Source organism: Variovorax sp. J2L1-78, assembly GCF_030317205.1.
Taxonomy (GTDB): domain Bacteria; phylum Pseudomonadota; class Gammaproteobacteria; order Burkholderiales; family Burkholderiaceae_C; genus Variovorax; species Variovorax arabinosiphilus.
In genome coordinates this window covers 189,867-203,827 of the sequence record NZ_JASZYB010000002.1, presented here as the reverse complement: position 1 = coordinate 203,827, position 13,961 = coordinate 189,867, and the positions used below count along the sequence as shown (strand labels likewise).

Annotated in this window: 18 protein-coding genes and 1 tRNA gene; 13 read left to right on the top strand and 6 right to left on the bottom strand. The window is 64.3% G+C overall.

Going from position 1 to position 13,961, the window contains the following annotated elements; genetic code table 11:
- The first annotated feature begins 10 nt into the window (after window positions 1–10).
- From rplF to QTH86_RS14720, 13 genes are all read left to right on the top strand, one after another.
- Window positions 11–544, top strand: coding sequence for a 50S ribosomal protein L6 (rplF, locus tag QTH86_RS14780; protein WP_262073259.1), 534 nt, complete (start codon window positions 11–13; stop codon window positions 542–544).
- A 14-nt stretch (window positions 545–558) separates the two neighbouring features.
- Window positions 559–924, top strand: a complete 366-nt coding sequence (gene rplR, locus QTH86_RS14775; RefSeq protein WP_262073592.1) for a 50S ribosomal protein L18 — start codon at window positions 559–561, stop codon at window positions 922–924.
- 18 nt (window positions 925–942) lie between these two features.
- On the top strand, window positions 943–1,461 hold the full coding sequence (gene rpsE / locus QTH86_RS14770) for a 30S ribosomal protein S5 (RefSeq protein ID WP_183028316.1): 519 nt from the start codon (window positions 943–945) through the stop codon (window positions 1,459–1,461).
- Between the two features lie 14 nt (window positions 1,462–1,475).
- Entirely contained in the window at window positions 1,476–1,664 is a 189-nt protein-coding gene (gene rpmD / locus QTH86_RS14765; protein WP_262073260.1) for a 50S ribosomal protein L30, read from the top strand.
- A gap of 11 nt (window positions 1,665–1,675) precedes the next feature.
- Window positions 1,676–2,107: a 50S ribosomal protein L15 gene (gene rplO / locus QTH86_RS14760; RefSeq protein WP_286646970.1), complete on the top strand. Its 432-nt coding sequence runs from the start codon at window positions 1,676–1,678 to the stop codon at window positions 2,105–2,107.
- Window positions 2,108–2,132: 25 nt separating this feature from the next.
- Window positions 2,133–3,443, top strand: a complete 1,311-nt coding sequence (secY, locus tag QTH86_RS14755) for a preprotein translocase subunit SecY (RefSeq protein WP_286646969.1) — start codon at window positions 2,133–2,135, stop codon at window positions 3,441–3,443.
- A 38-nt stretch (window positions 3,444–3,481) separates the two neighbouring features.
- Window positions 3,482–3,595, top strand: a complete 114-nt coding sequence (gene rpmJ / locus QTH86_RS14750; protein WP_038201958.1) for a 50S ribosomal protein L36 — start codon at window positions 3,482–3,484, stop codon at window positions 3,593–3,595.
- 23 nt (window positions 3,596–3,618) lie between these two features.
- Window positions 3,619–3,984, top strand: coding sequence for a 30S ribosomal protein S13 (rpsM, locus tag QTH86_RS14745; RefSeq protein ID WP_262073265.1), 366 nt, complete (start codon window positions 3,619–3,621; stop codon window positions 3,982–3,984).
- A gap of 13 nt (window positions 3,985–3,997) precedes the next feature.
- Window positions 3,998–4,402 (top strand): 30S ribosomal protein S11, encoded by a 405-nt coding sequence (rpsK, locus tag QTH86_RS14740; RefSeq protein WP_009124825.1) that lies wholly within the window; start codon window positions 3,998–4,000, stop codon window positions 4,400–4,402.
- 160 nt (window positions 4,403–4,562) lie between these two features.
- Complete coding sequence (gene rpsD, locus QTH86_RS14735) at window positions 4,563–5,186, top strand: 30S ribosomal protein S4 (protein WP_140840879.1); 624 nt, start codon at window positions 4,563–4,565, stop codon at window positions 5,184–5,186.
- A 129-nt stretch (window positions 5,187–5,315) separates the two neighbouring features.
- Window positions 5,316–6,305 carry a DNA-directed RNA polymerase subunit alpha gene (locus QTH86_RS14730; RefSeq protein WP_262073266.1) on the top strand — a complete coding sequence of 330 codons (990 nt, stop codon included), beginning with the start codon at window positions 5,316–5,318 and terminating at the stop codon, window positions 6,303–6,305.
- A 70-nt stretch (window positions 6,306–6,375) separates the two neighbouring features.
- Entirely contained in the window at window positions 6,376–6,777 is a 402-nt protein-coding gene (gene rplQ, locus QTH86_RS14725; RefSeq protein WP_286646968.1) for a 50S ribosomal protein L17, read from the top strand.
- Window positions 6,778–6,795: 18 nt separating this feature from the next.
- Window positions 6,796–6,872: transfer RNA gene (locus tag QTH86_RS14720), tRNA-Met, on the top strand.
- Between the two features lie 135 nt (window positions 6,873–7,007).
- Here QTH86_RS14720 and QTH86_RS14715 read toward each other — a convergent pair.
- From QTH86_RS14715 to QTH86_RS14690, 6 genes are read right to left on the bottom strand one after another with little or no spacing between them, the layout of a single operon-like run.
- A complete protein-coding gene (locus tag QTH86_RS14715) occupies window positions 7,008–7,406 on the bottom strand; it encodes a RidA family protein (RefSeq protein ID WP_140840873.1) in 399 nt (132 codons plus the stop codon).
- Window positions 7,403–9,013, bottom strand: coding sequence for an AMP-binding protein (locus QTH86_RS14710; protein WP_286646967.1), 1,611 nt, complete (start codon window positions 9,011–9,013; stop codon window positions 7,403–7,405). The genes QTH86_RS14715 and QTH86_RS14710 overlap by 4 nt, the downstream gene beginning before the upstream one ends.
- A gap of 3 nt (window positions 9,014–9,016) precedes the next feature.
- Entirely contained in the window at window positions 9,017–10,204 is a 1,188-nt protein-coding gene (locus QTH86_RS14705; protein ID WP_286646966.1) for an acyl-CoA dehydrogenase family protein, read from the bottom strand.
- Between the two features lies 1 nt (window position 10,205).
- On the bottom strand, window positions 10,206–11,060 hold the full coding sequence (locus QTH86_RS14700; protein WP_286646965.1) for an enoyl-CoA hydratase family protein: 855 nt from the start codon (window positions 11,058–11,060) through the stop codon (window positions 10,206–10,208).
- Window positions 11,057–11,539 (bottom strand): MarR family winged helix-turn-helix transcriptional regulator, encoded by a 483-nt coding sequence (locus tag QTH86_RS14695; RefSeq protein WP_286646964.1) that lies wholly within the window; start codon window positions 11,537–11,539, stop codon window positions 11,057–11,059. The genes QTH86_RS14700 and QTH86_RS14695 overlap by 4 nt, the downstream gene beginning before the upstream one ends.
- Complete coding sequence (locus tag QTH86_RS14690; RefSeq protein ID WP_286646963.1) at window positions 11,540–13,891, bottom strand: bifunctional salicylyl-CoA 5-hydroxylase/oxidoreductase; 2,352 nt, start codon at window positions 13,889–13,891, stop codon at window positions 11,540–11,542.
- Between the last annotated feature and the right edge of the window lie 70 nt (window positions 13,892–13,961).

Below are 13,961 nucleotides of genomic sequence, written 5' to 3'. Positions count from 1 at the left end.
AGTCACTGAAATGTCCCGAGTCGGAAAAATGCCGGTCGCCATCCCCGCAGGTGTGGATGTGTCGATCAAGGACGACCAGATCAACGTGAAGGGCACGGGCGGCACGCTCGCGCTCACCCGCAATGCCCTGGTCAACGTCGTCAACAAGGACGGCAAGCTGAGCTTCGAGCCCGCCAACGAATCGCGTGAAGCCAACGCGATGAGCGGCACGTTCCGCCAGCTCGTCAACAACATGGTCGTCGGCGTGACGAAGGGCTTCGAGAAGAAGCTCAACCTCGTCGGCGTCGGTTTCAAGGCTGCGGCCTCGAACAACAAGTTGAACCTGCAAGTCGGTTACTCGCACCCGGTCAACATCGAGATGCCCCAGGGCATCACGGTGGCCACCGCGACCCCGACCGAAATCGTGATCAAGGGTGCTGACCGTCAGCGCGTTGGTCAAATCGCCGCTGAGATCCGCGCTGTTCGTCCGCCTGAGCCTTACAAGGGCAAGGGCATCCGTTATTCGGACGAGAAGATCGTGATCAAAGAGACCAAGAAGAAGTAAGGGGCAGCAAAATGATGTTGACCAAAAAAGCACAACGTCTGCGCCGCTCGCGTCAGACCCGCATCCGGATCGCGACGCAAGGCGTTGCGCGCCTGACGGTGAACCGTACCAACCTGCACATCTATGCCACCGTCATCTCCGACGACGGCACCAAGGTGATCGCCACTGCATCGACGGCCGAAGCCGAAGTGCGCACGGCGCTGGGCGGTTCGGGCAAGGGCGGCAACGCCGCCGCTGCAACGGCCATCGGTAAGCGCATCGCTGAAAAGGCGAAGGCCGCCGGTGTCGAGAAGGTCGCTTTCGACCGCGCTGGTTTCGCCTACCACGGCCGCGTCAAGGCGCTGGCCGAGGCCGCCCGCGAAGCCGGCCTGCAGTTCTAAACGGACACGAGATTCAAAATGGCAAAGATTCAAGCAAGAACGCAGAACGAAGGCCCTGAAGACGGTTTGCGCGAGAAGATGATCGCGATCAACCGCGTCACCAAGGTGGTGAAGGGCGGTCGTATCCTCGGTTTCGCCGCACTCACCGTGGTCGGCGATGGCGACGGCAAGGTCGGCATGGGCAAGGGCAAGTCGAAGGAAGTGCCGGCAGCCGTGCAGAAGGCCATGGAAGAAGCACGCCGCAACCTGTTCCAGATCTCGATCAAGAACGGCACGCTGCATCACCGCGTGACGGGTCACCATGGCGCCGCTTCGGTCGTCATGATCCCCGCTCCCAAGGGTACCGGCATCATCGCCGGCGGCCCGATGCGCGCCGTGTTCGAAGTCCTGGGCATCACCGACATCGTGGCCAAGAGCCATGGTTCGTCGAACCCCTACAACATGGTCCGTGCCACGCTGGACGGCCTGAAGAACTCGACGACCGCGTCTGCCGTTGCTGCCAAGCGCGGTCTGACGGTCGAAGAGCTGTTCGCGTGAACAGGAGCATCGACATGACGACGCAACAACAGACCACCGTCAAGGTGCAGCTCGTGAAGAGCCCGATCGGCACCAAGGAATCGCATCGCGCGACCGTGCGTGGCCTCGGCCTGCGCAAGCTCAACAGCGTGAGCGAGCTGCAGGACACGCCCGCCGTGCGCGGCATGATCAACAAGATCAGTTATCTGGTCAAAGTTCTGTAAGAGAGACTGATATGGAACTCAATGGCATCAAGCCGGCCGCCGGCGCCAAGCACGCGAAGCGTCGCGTCGGCCGCGGTATCGGCTCCGGCATCGGCAAGACCGCGGGTCGCGGTCACAAGGGTCAGAAGTCCCGTGCGGGCGGCTTCCACAAGGTCGGCTTCGAAGGCGGTCAAATGCCGCTGCAGCGCCGTCTGCCCAAGCGCGGCTTCAAGTCGCAATCGCTCAAGTACAACGCTGAAGTCACGTTGACCTCGCTCGAAGTGCTCGGCGCTGCCGAAGTCGACATGCTGACGCTCAAGCAGGCTGGCCTGGTCGGTCACATGATCAAGGTCGTCAAGGTCATCAAGACCGGCGAACTGACCAAGGCCGTCAAGCTGACGGGCATCGGCGCGACCGCCGGCGCCAAGGCTGCGATCGAAGCTGCCGGCGGCAGCGTCGCCTAAAAGACCGGACCGAAAGAAGATCTCCGTGGCAACTAACGCGGCAACGCTCGCAAAGACAGGCAAGTTCGGTGACCTCCGTCGCCGGCTGGTCTTCTTGCTGCTCGCGCTCGTGGTCTACCGGATCGGCGCGCACATCCCTGTGCCGGGCATCAACCCGGACCAGCTGGCGCAGTTGTTCCAGGGCCAGCAGGGCGGCATCCTGAGCCTGTTCAACATGTTCTCGGGCGGTGCGCTGTCGCGCTTCACCGTGTTCGCGCTGGGCATCATGCCGTACATCTCGGCGTCGATCATCATGCAGTTGATGACCTACGTGCTTCCGAGCTTCGAGCAATTGAAGAAGGAAGGCGAGTCGGGTCGCCGCAAGATCACGCAGTACACGCGTTATGGCGCGCTGGGTCTGGCACTGTTCCAGTCCTTCAGCATCGCTGTCGCCCTCGAATCGTCGGCCGGTCTGGTGATCACCCCGGGCTTCGGCTTCCGGATCACCGCCATGGTCAGCCTGACGGCCGGCTCGATGTTCCTGATGTGGCTCGGCGAGCAGATCACCGAACGCGGTCTGGGCAACGGCATTTCGATCCTGATCTTCGCGGGCATCGCCGCCGGTCTGCCCAACGCCATCGGTGGCCTGGCTTCGCTGGTGACCACCGGTGCCATGAACCCGGTCATCGCCTTGTTCATCATCGCGGTCGTGGTCCTGGTGACCTACTTCGTGGTGTTCGTCGAACGCGGGCAGCGCAAGATCCTCGTGAACTATGCGCGGCGCCAGGTGGGCAACAAGGTGTATGGCGGCCAGTCGTCGCATCTGCCGCTGAAGCTGAACATGGCTGGCGTGATTCCGCCGATCTTCGCGTCGTCGATCATCCTGCTGCCGGCCACCGTGGTGGGCTGGTTCAGCACCGGTGACAGCATGCGCTGGATCAAGGACATTGCCGGCGCGCTCACACCGGGTCAGCCGATCTATGTGATGCTCTACGCGGCTGCGATCGTTTTCTTCTGCTTCTTCTACACGGCCCTCGTGTTCAACAGCAAGGAAACGGCCGACAACCTGAAGAAGAGCGGGGCGTTCATTCCGGGCATCCGTCCGGGTGACCAGACGGCGCGCTACATCGACAAGATCCTGGTTCGCCTGACGTTGGCCGGCGCGGTGTACATCACCTTCGTCTGTCTGCTGCCGGAGTTCCTGATCCTCAAATACAACGTGCCGTTCTATTTCGGCGGCACCTCCCTGTTGATCATCGTGGTTGTCACGATGGACTTCATGGCCCAAGTACAGAACTACATGATGTCGCAGCAATATGAATCGCTGCTCAAGAAGGCCAACTTCAAGACATCTTGAGCACTGCTGCAACATCGAACACGTTTTAGGAGAGTCATATGAGAGTTTCGGCTTCGGTCAAGACCATCTGCCGCAATTGCAAGATCATCCGCCGCAAGGGTGTGGTGCGTGTGATCTGTACCGACCCGCGCCACAAGCAGCGCCAGGGTTGATCAAAGAGTATTAGAGGACGCACATGGCACGTATTGCTGGCATCAACATTCCGCCGCACAAGCACGCTGAGATTGGCCTGACCGCCATCTTCGGTATCGGTCGCACCCGCGCCCGTCAAATCTGCGAAGCGAGCGGCATCGACTATTCGAAGAAGATCAAGGATCTGACCGACGCCGATCTCGAAAAGATCCGCGACCAGATCGCTCTCTTCACCATCGAAGGCGACCTGCGTCGCGAGACGACGATGAACATCAAGCGATTGATGGACATCGGCTGCTATCGCGGCTTCCGCCATCGCCGTGGCCTGCCGATGCGCGGCCAGCGCACGCGCACCAATGCCCGTACCCGTAAGGGTCCGCGCAAGGCCGCGCAGTCCCTGAAGAAATAAGGATTGAAACAGCATGGCTAAAGCTCCTGCCAATAACGCCGCACAGCGCGTTCGCAAGAAGGTTCGCAAGAACGTTGCGGACGGTATCGCCCACGTGCACGCCTCGTTCAACAACACGATCATCACGATCACGGACCGCCAGGGCAATGCGCTGTCGTGGGCCTCGTCGGGTGGCCAGGGTTTCAAGGGCTCGCGCAAGTCGACGCCTTTCGCTGCCCAGGTGGCGTCGGAAGTGGCCGGCCGTGCTGCTGTCGAACAAGGCATCAAGAACCTCGACGTCGAGATCAAGGGCCCCGGCCCGGGTCGCGAATCGTCGGTGCGCGCCCTGGCGGCGCTCGGCATCCGGATCAATTCCATTGCCGACGTGACGCCGGTGCCGCACAACGGTTGCCGCCCGCAGAAACGTCGCCGCATCTGATCGTCGGCGATCAGGTGTCCTGGCCTCCGGGCCGAGATGCCACCGCGCAGTCTGCTTCACCGCGGCTGCGCATTTTGTTTTAACAAGCCCACCGCCATCGGCACGCCGCTGATGGCTCCTGCAGACAAGTGCTGCAGCAGATGACACAAAGGAAGATCAAGTGGCACGCTACCTCGGCCCCAAGGCCAAACTCTCCCGCCGTGAAGGCACCGACCTGTTCCTCAAGAGCGCCCGTCGCTCGATCCAGGACAAGTCGAAGTTCGACTCCAAGCCCGGCCAGCACGGTCGCACCTCGGGTCAGCGCACCTCCGACTTCGGCCTGCAACTGCGTGAAAAGCAGAAGGTCAAGCGCATGTACGGCGTGCTCGAAAAGCAGTTCCGCCGCTACTTCGAGGAAGCCGATCGTCGCCGTGGCAACACCGGCGCCAACCTGCTGTTCATCCTCGAATCGCGCCTGGACAACGTCGTCTATCGCATGGGCTTCGGCTCGACCCGCGCCGAGGCACGCCAGCTCGTGTCGCACCGTGCCATTACGGTGAACGGCCAGTCGGTCAACATCGCGTCGTACCTGGTCAAGACCGGTGACGTGATCGCCGTGCGCGACAAGTCCAAGAAGCAGACCCGCATCGCCGAAGCGCTGCAGCTGGCTGCACAGGTCGGCATGCCGGCCTGGGTGGAAGTGAACGCCGACAAGGCCGAAGGCACCTTCAAGAAGGTTCCGGATCGCGACGAATTCGCCGCCGACATCAACGAATCGTTGATCGTCGAACTCTATTCGCGATAAACGGACGATAACGAGGCTGCTGCGCGGCCTCGTCCTTGTGATTTTTTGTTCCCTCCGCGCTGCACCGCGACAGGGCACTTCACCAGCCTTACCGGTGTAACGAACCGGGGGTATTGAGAGGAAGTCTGCATGCAAACCACCCTGCTGAAACCCAAGACCATCCAGGTCGAGCAACTGGCCGCCAACAAGGCAAAGGTCACGCTCGAGCCTTTCGAGCGCGGCTACGGCCACACGCTCGGCAACGCACTGCGTCGCGTGCTGCTGTCGTCGATGGTCGGTTATTCGGCCACCGAAGTGACGATCGCCGGCGTGCTCCACGAGTACTCGTCGATCGATGGCGTTCAGGAAGACGTCGTCAACATCCTGCTGAACCTCAAGGGCGTGGTGTTCAAGCTCCACAACCGCGATGAAGTCACGCTGAGCCTGCGCAAGGACGGCGAAGGCCCAGTGCTGGCCTCCGACATCCAGACGCCGCACGACGTCGAGATCATCAATCCCGACCACGTCATCGCCCATCTGTCGCAAGGCGGCAAGCTGGACATGCAGATCAAGGTCGAGAAGGGCCGCGGCTATGTGCCGGGCACGATGCGCCGTTACGCGGACGAGCCGACGAAGTCGATCGGCCGCATCGTTCTCGACGCCTCGTTCTCGCCCGTCAAGCGTGTGAGCTACACCGTCGAAAGCGCCCGTGTCGAACAGCGTACCGACCTGGACAAGCTGCTCATCGAGATCGAGACCAATGGCGCCATCACCGCTGAAGACGCGGTTCGCGCTTCGGCGAAGATCCTGGTGGAACAGCTCGCCGTGTTCGCGCAGCTCGAAGGCGGCGAACTCGCGGCATTCGATGCACCCGCACCGCGCAGCGCCCAGCAGTTCGACCCGATCCTGCTGCGCCCGGTCGACGAGCTCGAGCTCACGGTCCGTTCGGCGAACTGCCTGAAGGCCGAGAACATCTACTACATCGGTGACCTGATCCAGCGCACCGAGAACGAGCTGCTCAAGACCCCGAACCTGGGTCGCAAGTCGCTCAACGAAATCAAGGAAGTCCTCGCATCGCGTGGCCTCACCTTGGGTATGAAGCTCGAAAGCTGGCCGCCGGCCGGCCTCGACAAGCGTTAATCCGACAACGCAAAAACCGGGCAGTACCTGACACGGCTGCCTTTATTAAAACCTTTCAAAGGAAATCACCATGCGTCACGGTCACGGCCTCCGCAAACTCAACCGCACCAGCTCGCACCGCCTCGCGATGCTGCAGAACATGATGAACTCGCTCATCGAGCACGAAGTCATCAAGACCACGGTCCCCAAGGCCAAGGAACTGCGCCGCGTCATCGAACCGATGATCACGCTGGCCAAGAAGCCCACGCTCGCCAACAAGCGCCTGGCCTTCGACCGCCTGCGCAGCCGCGACAGCGTCGTGAAGCTCTTCGCCGAACTGGGTCCGCGCTACAACACGCGTCCGGGCGGCTACACCCGCATCCTGAAGATGGGTTTCCGCGTGGGCGACAACGCCCCGATGGCGCTCGTCGAACTGGTTGACCGTCCCGAAGTGAAAGAAGTGGCTGCCGACGAGCAGACCGCTTCAGAATAAGCTATAATTCCATCTTGCCGCGCGATGGAGCAGCCTGGTAGCTCGTTGGGCTCATAACCCAAAGGTCGCAAGTTCAAATCTTGCTCGCGCAACCAAATTGAAAGGCCCTGTTTTCGAACAGGGCCTTTTTGTTTTTGTCGATGAATATCGGGCAAAAAATAACGGCCTGCCAGCCTGCATAGGGCCAAAGAAAAGGGGCCGCAGCCCCTTTCTCGTCGACTTTGTTCTGCTCAGTCCGGCAGCACTGCCGTGACTTCGATCTCGACCTTGGCACGCGCTTCCACCAGCGCCGCCACCTGAACGCAGGTCATGGCCGGAAAATTCCTGCCCATCGCATCGCGGTAGACCGGTCCCAACTCGCTCAGACGTGCGTTGTACTCGTCGCGGTCGGTGATGTACCAGGTCATGCGCACCATGTGCTCCGGCCCAGCACCGGCCTCGCGCAGCACCTCGGCGATGTTGCGCAACGCCTGCCCGCACTGGGCGATGAAGTCGTCGGTCTCGAACTGTTGTTGGCCGTTCCAGCCGATCTGGCCGCCGACGAAGATCTGCGTGCCGCGCGCGGCGATGCCGTTGGCATAGCCCTTGGGCGGCAACCAGCCGGCGGGTTGAAGAAGCTTGTTCATCATGATGTCTGTCTCAGTTTGAAGCGCTGGAGCTTGCCGGTCTCGGTGCGGGGCAGCACGTCGACGAATTCGATCTCGCGCGGGTATTTGTAGGGAGCGATGGAGGCCTTGACGTGGTCCTGCAGCGCCTTGCACAGGGCCGCGTCGCCGGTGTGGCCGGGCTTGAGCACGCAGTAGGCCTTGACGATCATGCCGCGGTCCTCGTCGGCCTTGCCGATGACGCCGCACTCGGCCACGGCCGGGTGCTGCAGCAGCGCGTCCTCGACCTCCGGGCCGCCGACGTTGTAGCCGGCGGTGATGATCATGTCGTCGGCGCGGGCCTGGTAGAAGAAGTAGCCGTCGTCGTCCTGCATGAAGGCGTCGCCGGGGTAGTTCCAGCCGTTCTTCACGTAGGCGGTCTGGCGCGCATCGTCGAAGTAGCGGCAGCCGACCGGGCCCTGAATGGCGAGCTTGCCGACAGTGCCGCGCGGCACCTCGTTGCCGTCGTCGTCGACCACCTTGGCGATGAAGCCGGGCACGGCCTTGCCGATCGCGCCGCGCTTGACCTCATGGCCTGCGGCCGAGATGTAGATGTGGAACACCTCGGTGCCGCCGATGCCGTCGAGCATCTCGATACCGGTCGCGTCCTTCCACAACTGTCGCGTCGCATCCGGCAGTGCCTCGCCCGCGCTCACGGTGATGCGCAACGTCGGCACGCCGTGCTGCTTCGCAAAGGGCGCCATCTGCCGGTAGAAGGTCGGCGCGGTGTAGACGATGGTCGCACCGGTCTCGTTGATCAGCTTGACCATGCCTTCCGGCGTGTACGGGATGTCGGGGTAGTAGATCGACGACCCGGCCCACATCGGATAGACCAGCAGACCGCCGAGCCCGAAAGTGAAGGCCAGTGGCGGCGAGCCCATCACGATGTCGTCGCTCGTGGCCTTCAGGATGTGGCGCGGCCAGGTCTCGCACATCGCGAGCACATCGCGGTGCGTGGTGGCTGGCGCCTTGGGCTTGCCGGTGGTGCCCGACGTGAAGGCGAGCAGCGCGATGTCGTCCGCGGCCGTCGGGCATGCGGGGAAGACGCCGCTCTTCTTGGCCGCCATCGCCTCGAGCCCCTCGGGTGCGTCGGTCTTGAAGGCCACGACCTGTTTCAGCACGGGGTTCGCGCGTTGGGCGATGAGCATCTCGTCGATGAGCTTGGCTTCGCACAGCGCGACCGCCGGCTTCGCCTTGTCGATGATGTCGCCCAGTTCACGCGCACGCAGCAGCGGCATCGTCGCCACGGCGATGAGGCCGGCCTTCACCACTGCCAGCCATGCGAGTGCCATCGGAATCGAATTGCCACCGCGCAAGAGCACGCGGTTGCCCGGCACCAGGCCGAGGTCTTCCGTCAGCACCTGCGCCATGCGGTTCACTTCCACGGCGGCCTGCGCATAGGTGAGCGTGCGCGTGGGTGAACGCAGCATCGGCTTGTCGGCGAAGCCCTTCGCCGCGGCCTTGTCGAGCAGCTCCTCGACCAGGTTCAGCTGGTCGGGCAACTGCAGCTCCGGCAGGTCATAACGGAAGACCGGGAGCAGTTCGGGGGGGGGAAGTCCGTCGTGGACGAAACGGTCGATTTGTGCGCTCAAGGTCTACTCCCGCAGGACGGATTTGCCGATGATCAATTGCTGGACTTCCGTCGCGCCTTCGTAGATGCGAAGCGCGCGGATGTCGCGGTAGAGACTCTCAACTTTCGTGCCCACTTGCACGCCGCTGCCACCGTGCATCTGCACCGCCATGTCGATCACGCGCTGTGCGTTTTCAGTGGCGCACATCTTGGCCATCGCGGCGGCTGCGGTGTAGTCGCCAAAGGGCCGGCCGGTGCGCTCGCCCTCGTCGCGCATCCACGCCGCGCGGTAGGTGAGCAGGGCGGCGCTGTCGATGAGCGCGGCCATGTCGCCGAGCTTGGCCTGCGTGAGCTGGAAGTCGGCCAGCGTCTGCCCGAACATGCGGCGCGACTTCGCATGCGCGATGGCTTCGCTCAATGCACGACGTGCCATGCCGAGCGCCGCAGCGGCCACCGATGCGCGGAAGATGTCGAGCGTGCGCATCGCGAGTTTGAAGCCGCCGTTGCGTTCGCCAAGCTGTGCACCGTGCGGCACTTCGCAGGCACCAAAGCGCAGCGTCGCGAGCGGATGCGGTGCCATCACCTGGATATGCTCGCGGGTGTCGAGGCCCTTCGCATCCGCATCGACGATGAAGGCCGTGATGCCGCGCGTGCCGCCGGTCGGGTCAGTCTTCGCGAACACGCAGTAGAAATCGGCGATGCCGCCGTTGCTGATCCAGGTCTTCGCGCCGTCGAGCCGCCAGGCGGCGCCGGTGTCGATGGCTTGCATCGCCATCGCGCCGACGTCGGAACCGGCCTCCGGTTCGCTCAACGCGAAGGCTGCGATCTTGTCGCCGCGCGCCACGGCACGCAGGTACTCGGCCTGCTGCGATGCACTGCCGGCCAGCGTGATCGCACCGCTGCCCAGGCCCTGCATCGCGAAGGCGAAGTCGGCCAGCGGCGAATGGAAGGCGAGCGTCTCGCGCAGCAGCACGAGTGCGCGCGAGTCGAGCTTGTCGAGCGCACCGCCGAACGCGGCGGGCACGCAGTAGCGCAGCCAGCCGCCGTCACCCAGGCGCTTGACCCAATCGCGGCAGGCGGCGCGGTCATCGCGCTCGTCCACGTCCTGCGCCGCGGCCCACGGCAGCAGGCCGCGCGCGAGTTCGCGGTGCGCGTCGTCAAAGAAGGGGAGCGCGAGATGCGCCGTCGAGGGATCGACCTTGGAGGCAGACATGTCAGTCTCCGCCGAAGACCGGCTTCTGCTTGGCCGCGAAGGCCTCGTAGGCGCGCGTGAAGTCCGCGGTCTGCATGCAGATGGCTTGTGCCTGGGCTTCCGATTCGATCGCCTGCTCGATGGTCATCGACCATTCCTGCGACAGCATCGTCTTCGTCATGCCATGGGCGAAGGTCGGGCCGGCCGCGAGCTCGCGTGCCATCAGCGTCGCCGCACCGAGCACCGCATCGCTCGGATGCAGCGCGTTGAAGAAGCCCCACGCGAGGCCTTCGTCCGCCGTCATCGAACGGCCGCTGAACAGCAGTTCCGATGCGCGGCCCTGGCCGATCATGCGCGGCAGCAGGGCGCAGGCACCCATGTCTGCACCGGCCAGGCCGACGCGCGTGAACAGGAAGGCGGTGCGCGCGGCCGGGGTGCCGTAGCGGATGTCGCAGGCCAGCGCGATCATCGCGCCGGCGCCGGCGCAGATGCCGTCGATCGCGCCGATGATCGGCTGCGGGCACTGGCGGATCGCCTTCACCAGGTCGCCCGTCATGCGGGTGAACTCCAGCATCTCCGGCATGCTCATCTTCGTGAGCGGGCCGATGATCTCGTGCACGTCGCCGCCCGAGCAGAAGTTGCCCCCGGCGCCGGTGACGACCACCGCCTTCACGTCCGTGGCGAAATGCAGCGCGCGGAACAGGTCGCGCAGTTCGGCGTAGGACTGGAAGGTCAGCGGGTTCTTGCGCTCGGGCCGGTTGAGCGTGATGGTGCCCACGCCGTCTTCGTAGGACCACTGGAAGTGCGTGGCCGTGTAGCCGGCCTTCGCCTCGAATTGCGCGTGCATGGGGTTGCTCGCGCCGATGTAGTGCTTCATGCCGTCTCCGTCGTTGTCGTGAAGGGGGTGGTGTGCTGCTTGACCTTGCCGAGCAGCTTGTGAAGTTGCGAGATCTCCTTGGCGTTGAGGCCGGCAAAGGCCTCGACGATCCAGGCCTCGTGCTGCTGTGCCATCTCATGGAAGAGCTTGCGGCCGCGCACGGTGAGGCGAACGCGCCAGGCACGCCGGTCGCCCTCGACATTGACACGCTCGACCAGTTCTTCGGCCACCAGCTGGTCGGTGATGCCGGTGACGTTGCCGCCGGTCACCATCATGCGGCGCGACAGCTCGTTCATCTTCAGGCCTTCGGGCGAGCGCTCGAGCTGCGCCATCAGGTCGAAGCGCGGCAGCGTGGTCGCGAACTGCTCGCGCAGGCCGTTGCGCACTGCCTTCTCGATGAGCTGCGTGCAGGTGAGCAGGCGCAGCCACAGCCGCAACTCGTCGGGGTGTTCGCTGTGGGCGCGGGCTTCGAGGTCCATTCAGCGCTCCTCTTCGCTCGCGACGTTCACCGGCACCGCCGCCATCGCCTGCTGCTTGGCGATCTCGCGGTACATCTGGTCGCGGCCTGCCGTGTATTGCTTGGGCCAGTCGACGTAGCGGCTCTGCAGCTTGGCGGCTTCGTGCAGCGTCCAGGCCGGGTCGGCCAGGTGCGGGCGCGCGACAGCGCACAGGTCGGCGCGGCCGGCCGCGATGATGCTGTTGGCCTGGTCGGCGTCGGTGATGGCGCCGACGGCGATGGTCGCGATACCGACCTCGTTGCGGATGCGGTCGGCAAAGGGCGTCTGGTACATGCGGCCGTAGACCGGCTTCGCGGCGCGGGTGGTCTGGCCGGACGACACGTCGATGAAGTCGCAACCCGCATCTTTGAACAGGCGCGCGATCGCGACCGCATCGTCGTCGGTGTTGCCACCGGGGGCCCAGTCGTGTGCCGAGATGCGCACGCTCATCGGGCGTTCCGCCGGCCAGGCGGCCCGCATGGCCGCGAACACTTCGAGCGGGTAGCGCGCGCGGTTCGCGATGTCGCCGCCGTATTCGTCGGTGCGCTGGTTGGTGAGCGCGCTGAGGAAGGACGCGAGCACGTAGCCGTGCGCGCAGTGCAGCTCGAGCCAGTCGAAGCCGGCCTCGGCCGCGCGCTGGGTCGACGCCACGAACTGGTCGCGCAGCCGGTCCATGTCGGCGCGCGTCATCGCGGTCGGCGTCTGGTTCTGCTCGCCATAGGCCAGGGCGCTCGCGGCCATCAATGGCCAGTTGCCGGCAGGCAGCGGTTCGTCGGTGCCTTCCCAGCCGACCTGCGTCGAGCCCTTGGGGCCGCTGTGGCCCAGCTGCATGCCGATCTTCGCGCTGCTCTGCGCGTGCACGAAGTCGACGATGCGCTTGAAGGCGCTTGCCTGTTCGTCGCTGTAGAGGCCAGGGCAGCCCGGCGTGATGCGGCCTTCGGGCGTCGGGCTGGTCATCTCGACGAAGACCAGCGCCGCACCCCCCAGGGCGCGTGCGCCCAGGTGCACCAGGTGAAAGTCCTGCGGCACGCCGTCGACCGCGCTGTAGGTCGCCATCGGCGAGACGACGATGCGGTTCTTCAGTTCGAGACCGCGGACCTTGAACGGTGTGAGCATCGGCGGGATCTGCCGGCCGCCGGCCAGCCACTTCTCGTAGCCGCCCAGCCATTTCGCGTCGCGCAGCCGCAGGTTCTCGTGGCTGATGCGCTGACTCCGCGTGAGCATCGAATAGGCGAACTGCTCGATCTGCATGCCGGTGTAGCGCGAGACGTTCTCGAACCACTCGGTCGAATTGCGTGCGGCGTTCTGGATCTTCAGCACCTCGACGCTGCGGCGTGCCTCGTAGCCGGTCAGCACTTCGTCGATGCTGCCGCCGTGACCGAACTCGTCGGCCAGGTCGATCGCATCTTCCAGGGCGAGCTTGGTGCCGGAGCCGATCGAGAAGTGGGCCGTGTGCGCCGCGTCGCCCATCAGCACGACCGGCACCGTTTTGCCTTCGATGTCGACGCGGTGCGTCCAGTGCTTGCAGATCACGCGCGGGAAGCGGATCCAGTTGGCCGAGCCGCGCAGGTGCGACGCATTGCTGATGAGCGAATGGCCCCCCAGGTACCTGGCGAACAGCTTCTCGCAGAAGGCGATGGCCTCGGGTTGCTCCATCTGGTCGAGGCCGTGCGCCTTCCAGACTTCTTCCGGCGTCTCGATGATGAAGGTCGAGGTCGTGTCGTCGAACTGGTAGGCGTGGGCCTGGAACCAGCCGTGCTCGGTCTGTTCGAAGGCGAAGGTGAAGGCGTCGAAGGTCTGGTGCGTGCCGAGCCAGACGAAGCGGCATTTGCGCAGGTCGATGTCGGGCTGGTAGACCTCGGCGTAGCGCGTGCGGATGCGGCTGTTGAGGCCGTCGCTGGCGATCACCAGGTCGGCCTGGTACTGCGCGGCCAGGGCCTGGTCGTCGGTGGCGTCGGTTTCGAAGACCAGGTTCACGCCCAGTTCGAGGCAGCGCTCCTGCAGGATGTTCAGCAGGCGCTTGCGGCCGATGCCGCAGAAGCCGTGGCCGCCGGAGCGCACCTGCCCACCCTTGAAGAAGACCTGGATGTCGTCCCAATGGTGGAAGGACTCGCCGATCATCCGGGCCGTGCCGGCCTCGGCCACCTGGAGGTTGGCCAGCGTCTGGTCGCTCAGCACCACGCCCCAGCCGAAGGTGTCGAACGGGCGATTGCGCTCGACCACGGTGATCTCGAGCTGGGGGTGCCGCGCCTTCATCAGCAGGGCGAAATACAGCCCCGCGGGGCCGCCGCCGATGCAGAGGATGCGCTGGAGTCCGGGTGCGAGGATATTCATGAATAAATAGTTTAGACATAAACATTCTGGTGTCAATGGGGACAGGGTCATCCGGACCGGTCGGTTGACG

Excerpts from the sequence above, each read along its gene's own strand:
- QTH86_RS14700 (WP_286646965.1), bottom strand. The coding sequence starts at position 11,060 with ATGAAGCACTACATCGGCGCGAGCAACCCCATGCACGCGCAATTCGAG.
- rpsM (WP_262073265.1), top strand. The coding sequence starts at position 3,619 with ATGGCACGTATTGCTGGCATCAACATTCCGCCGCACAAGCACGCTGAG.
- rpmD (WP_262073260.1), top strand. The coding sequence starts at position 1,476 with ATGACGACGCAACAACAGACCACCGTCAAGGTGCAGCTCGTGAAGAGC.
- rplF (WP_262073259.1), top strand. The coding sequence starts at position 11 with ATGTCCCGAGTCGGAAAAATGCCGGTCGCCATCCCCGCAGGTGTGGAT.
- rplR (WP_262073592.1), top strand. The coding sequence starts at position 559 with ATGTTGACCAAAAAAGCACAACGTCTGCGCCGCTCGCGTCAGACCCGC.
- QTH86_RS14715 (WP_140840873.1), bottom strand. The coding sequence starts at position 7,406 with ATGATGAACAAGCTTCTTCAACCCGCCGGCTGGTTGCCGCCCAAGGGC.
- rpsE (WP_183028316.1), top strand. The coding sequence starts at position 943 with ATGGCAAAGATTCAAGCAAGAACGCAGAACGAAGGCCCTGAAGACGGT.
- QTH86_RS14730 (WP_262073266.1), top strand. The coding sequence starts at position 5,316 with ATGCAAACCACCCTGCTGAAACCCAAGACCATCCAGGTCGAGCAACTG.
- QTH86_RS14695 (WP_286646964.1), bottom strand. The coding sequence starts at position 11,539 with ATGGACCTCGAAGCCCGCGCCCACAGCGAACACCCCGACGAGTTGCGG.
- QTH86_RS14705 (WP_286646966.1), bottom strand. The coding sequence starts at position 10,204 with ATGTCTGCCTCCAAGGTCGATCCCTCGACGGCGCATCTCGCGCTCCCC.
- rpsK (WP_009124825.1), top strand. The coding sequence starts at position 3,998 with ATGGCTAAAGCTCCTGCCAATAACGCCGCACAGCGCGTTCGCAAGAAG.
- rpmJ (WP_038201958.1), top strand. The coding sequence starts at position 3,482 with ATGAGAGTTTCGGCTTCGGTCAAGACCATCTGCCGCAATTGCAAGATC.
- rplO (WP_286646970.1), top strand. The coding sequence starts at position 1,676 with ATGGAACTCAATGGCATCAAGCCGGCCGCCGGCGCCAAGCACGCGAAG.
- QTH86_RS14690 (WP_286646963.1), bottom strand. The coding sequence starts at position 13,891 with ATGAATATCCTCGCACCCGGACTCCAGCGCATCCTCTGCATCGGCGGC.
- rplQ (WP_286646968.1), top strand. The coding sequence starts at position 6,376 with ATGCGTCACGGTCACGGCCTCCGCAAACTCAACCGCACCAGCTCGCAC.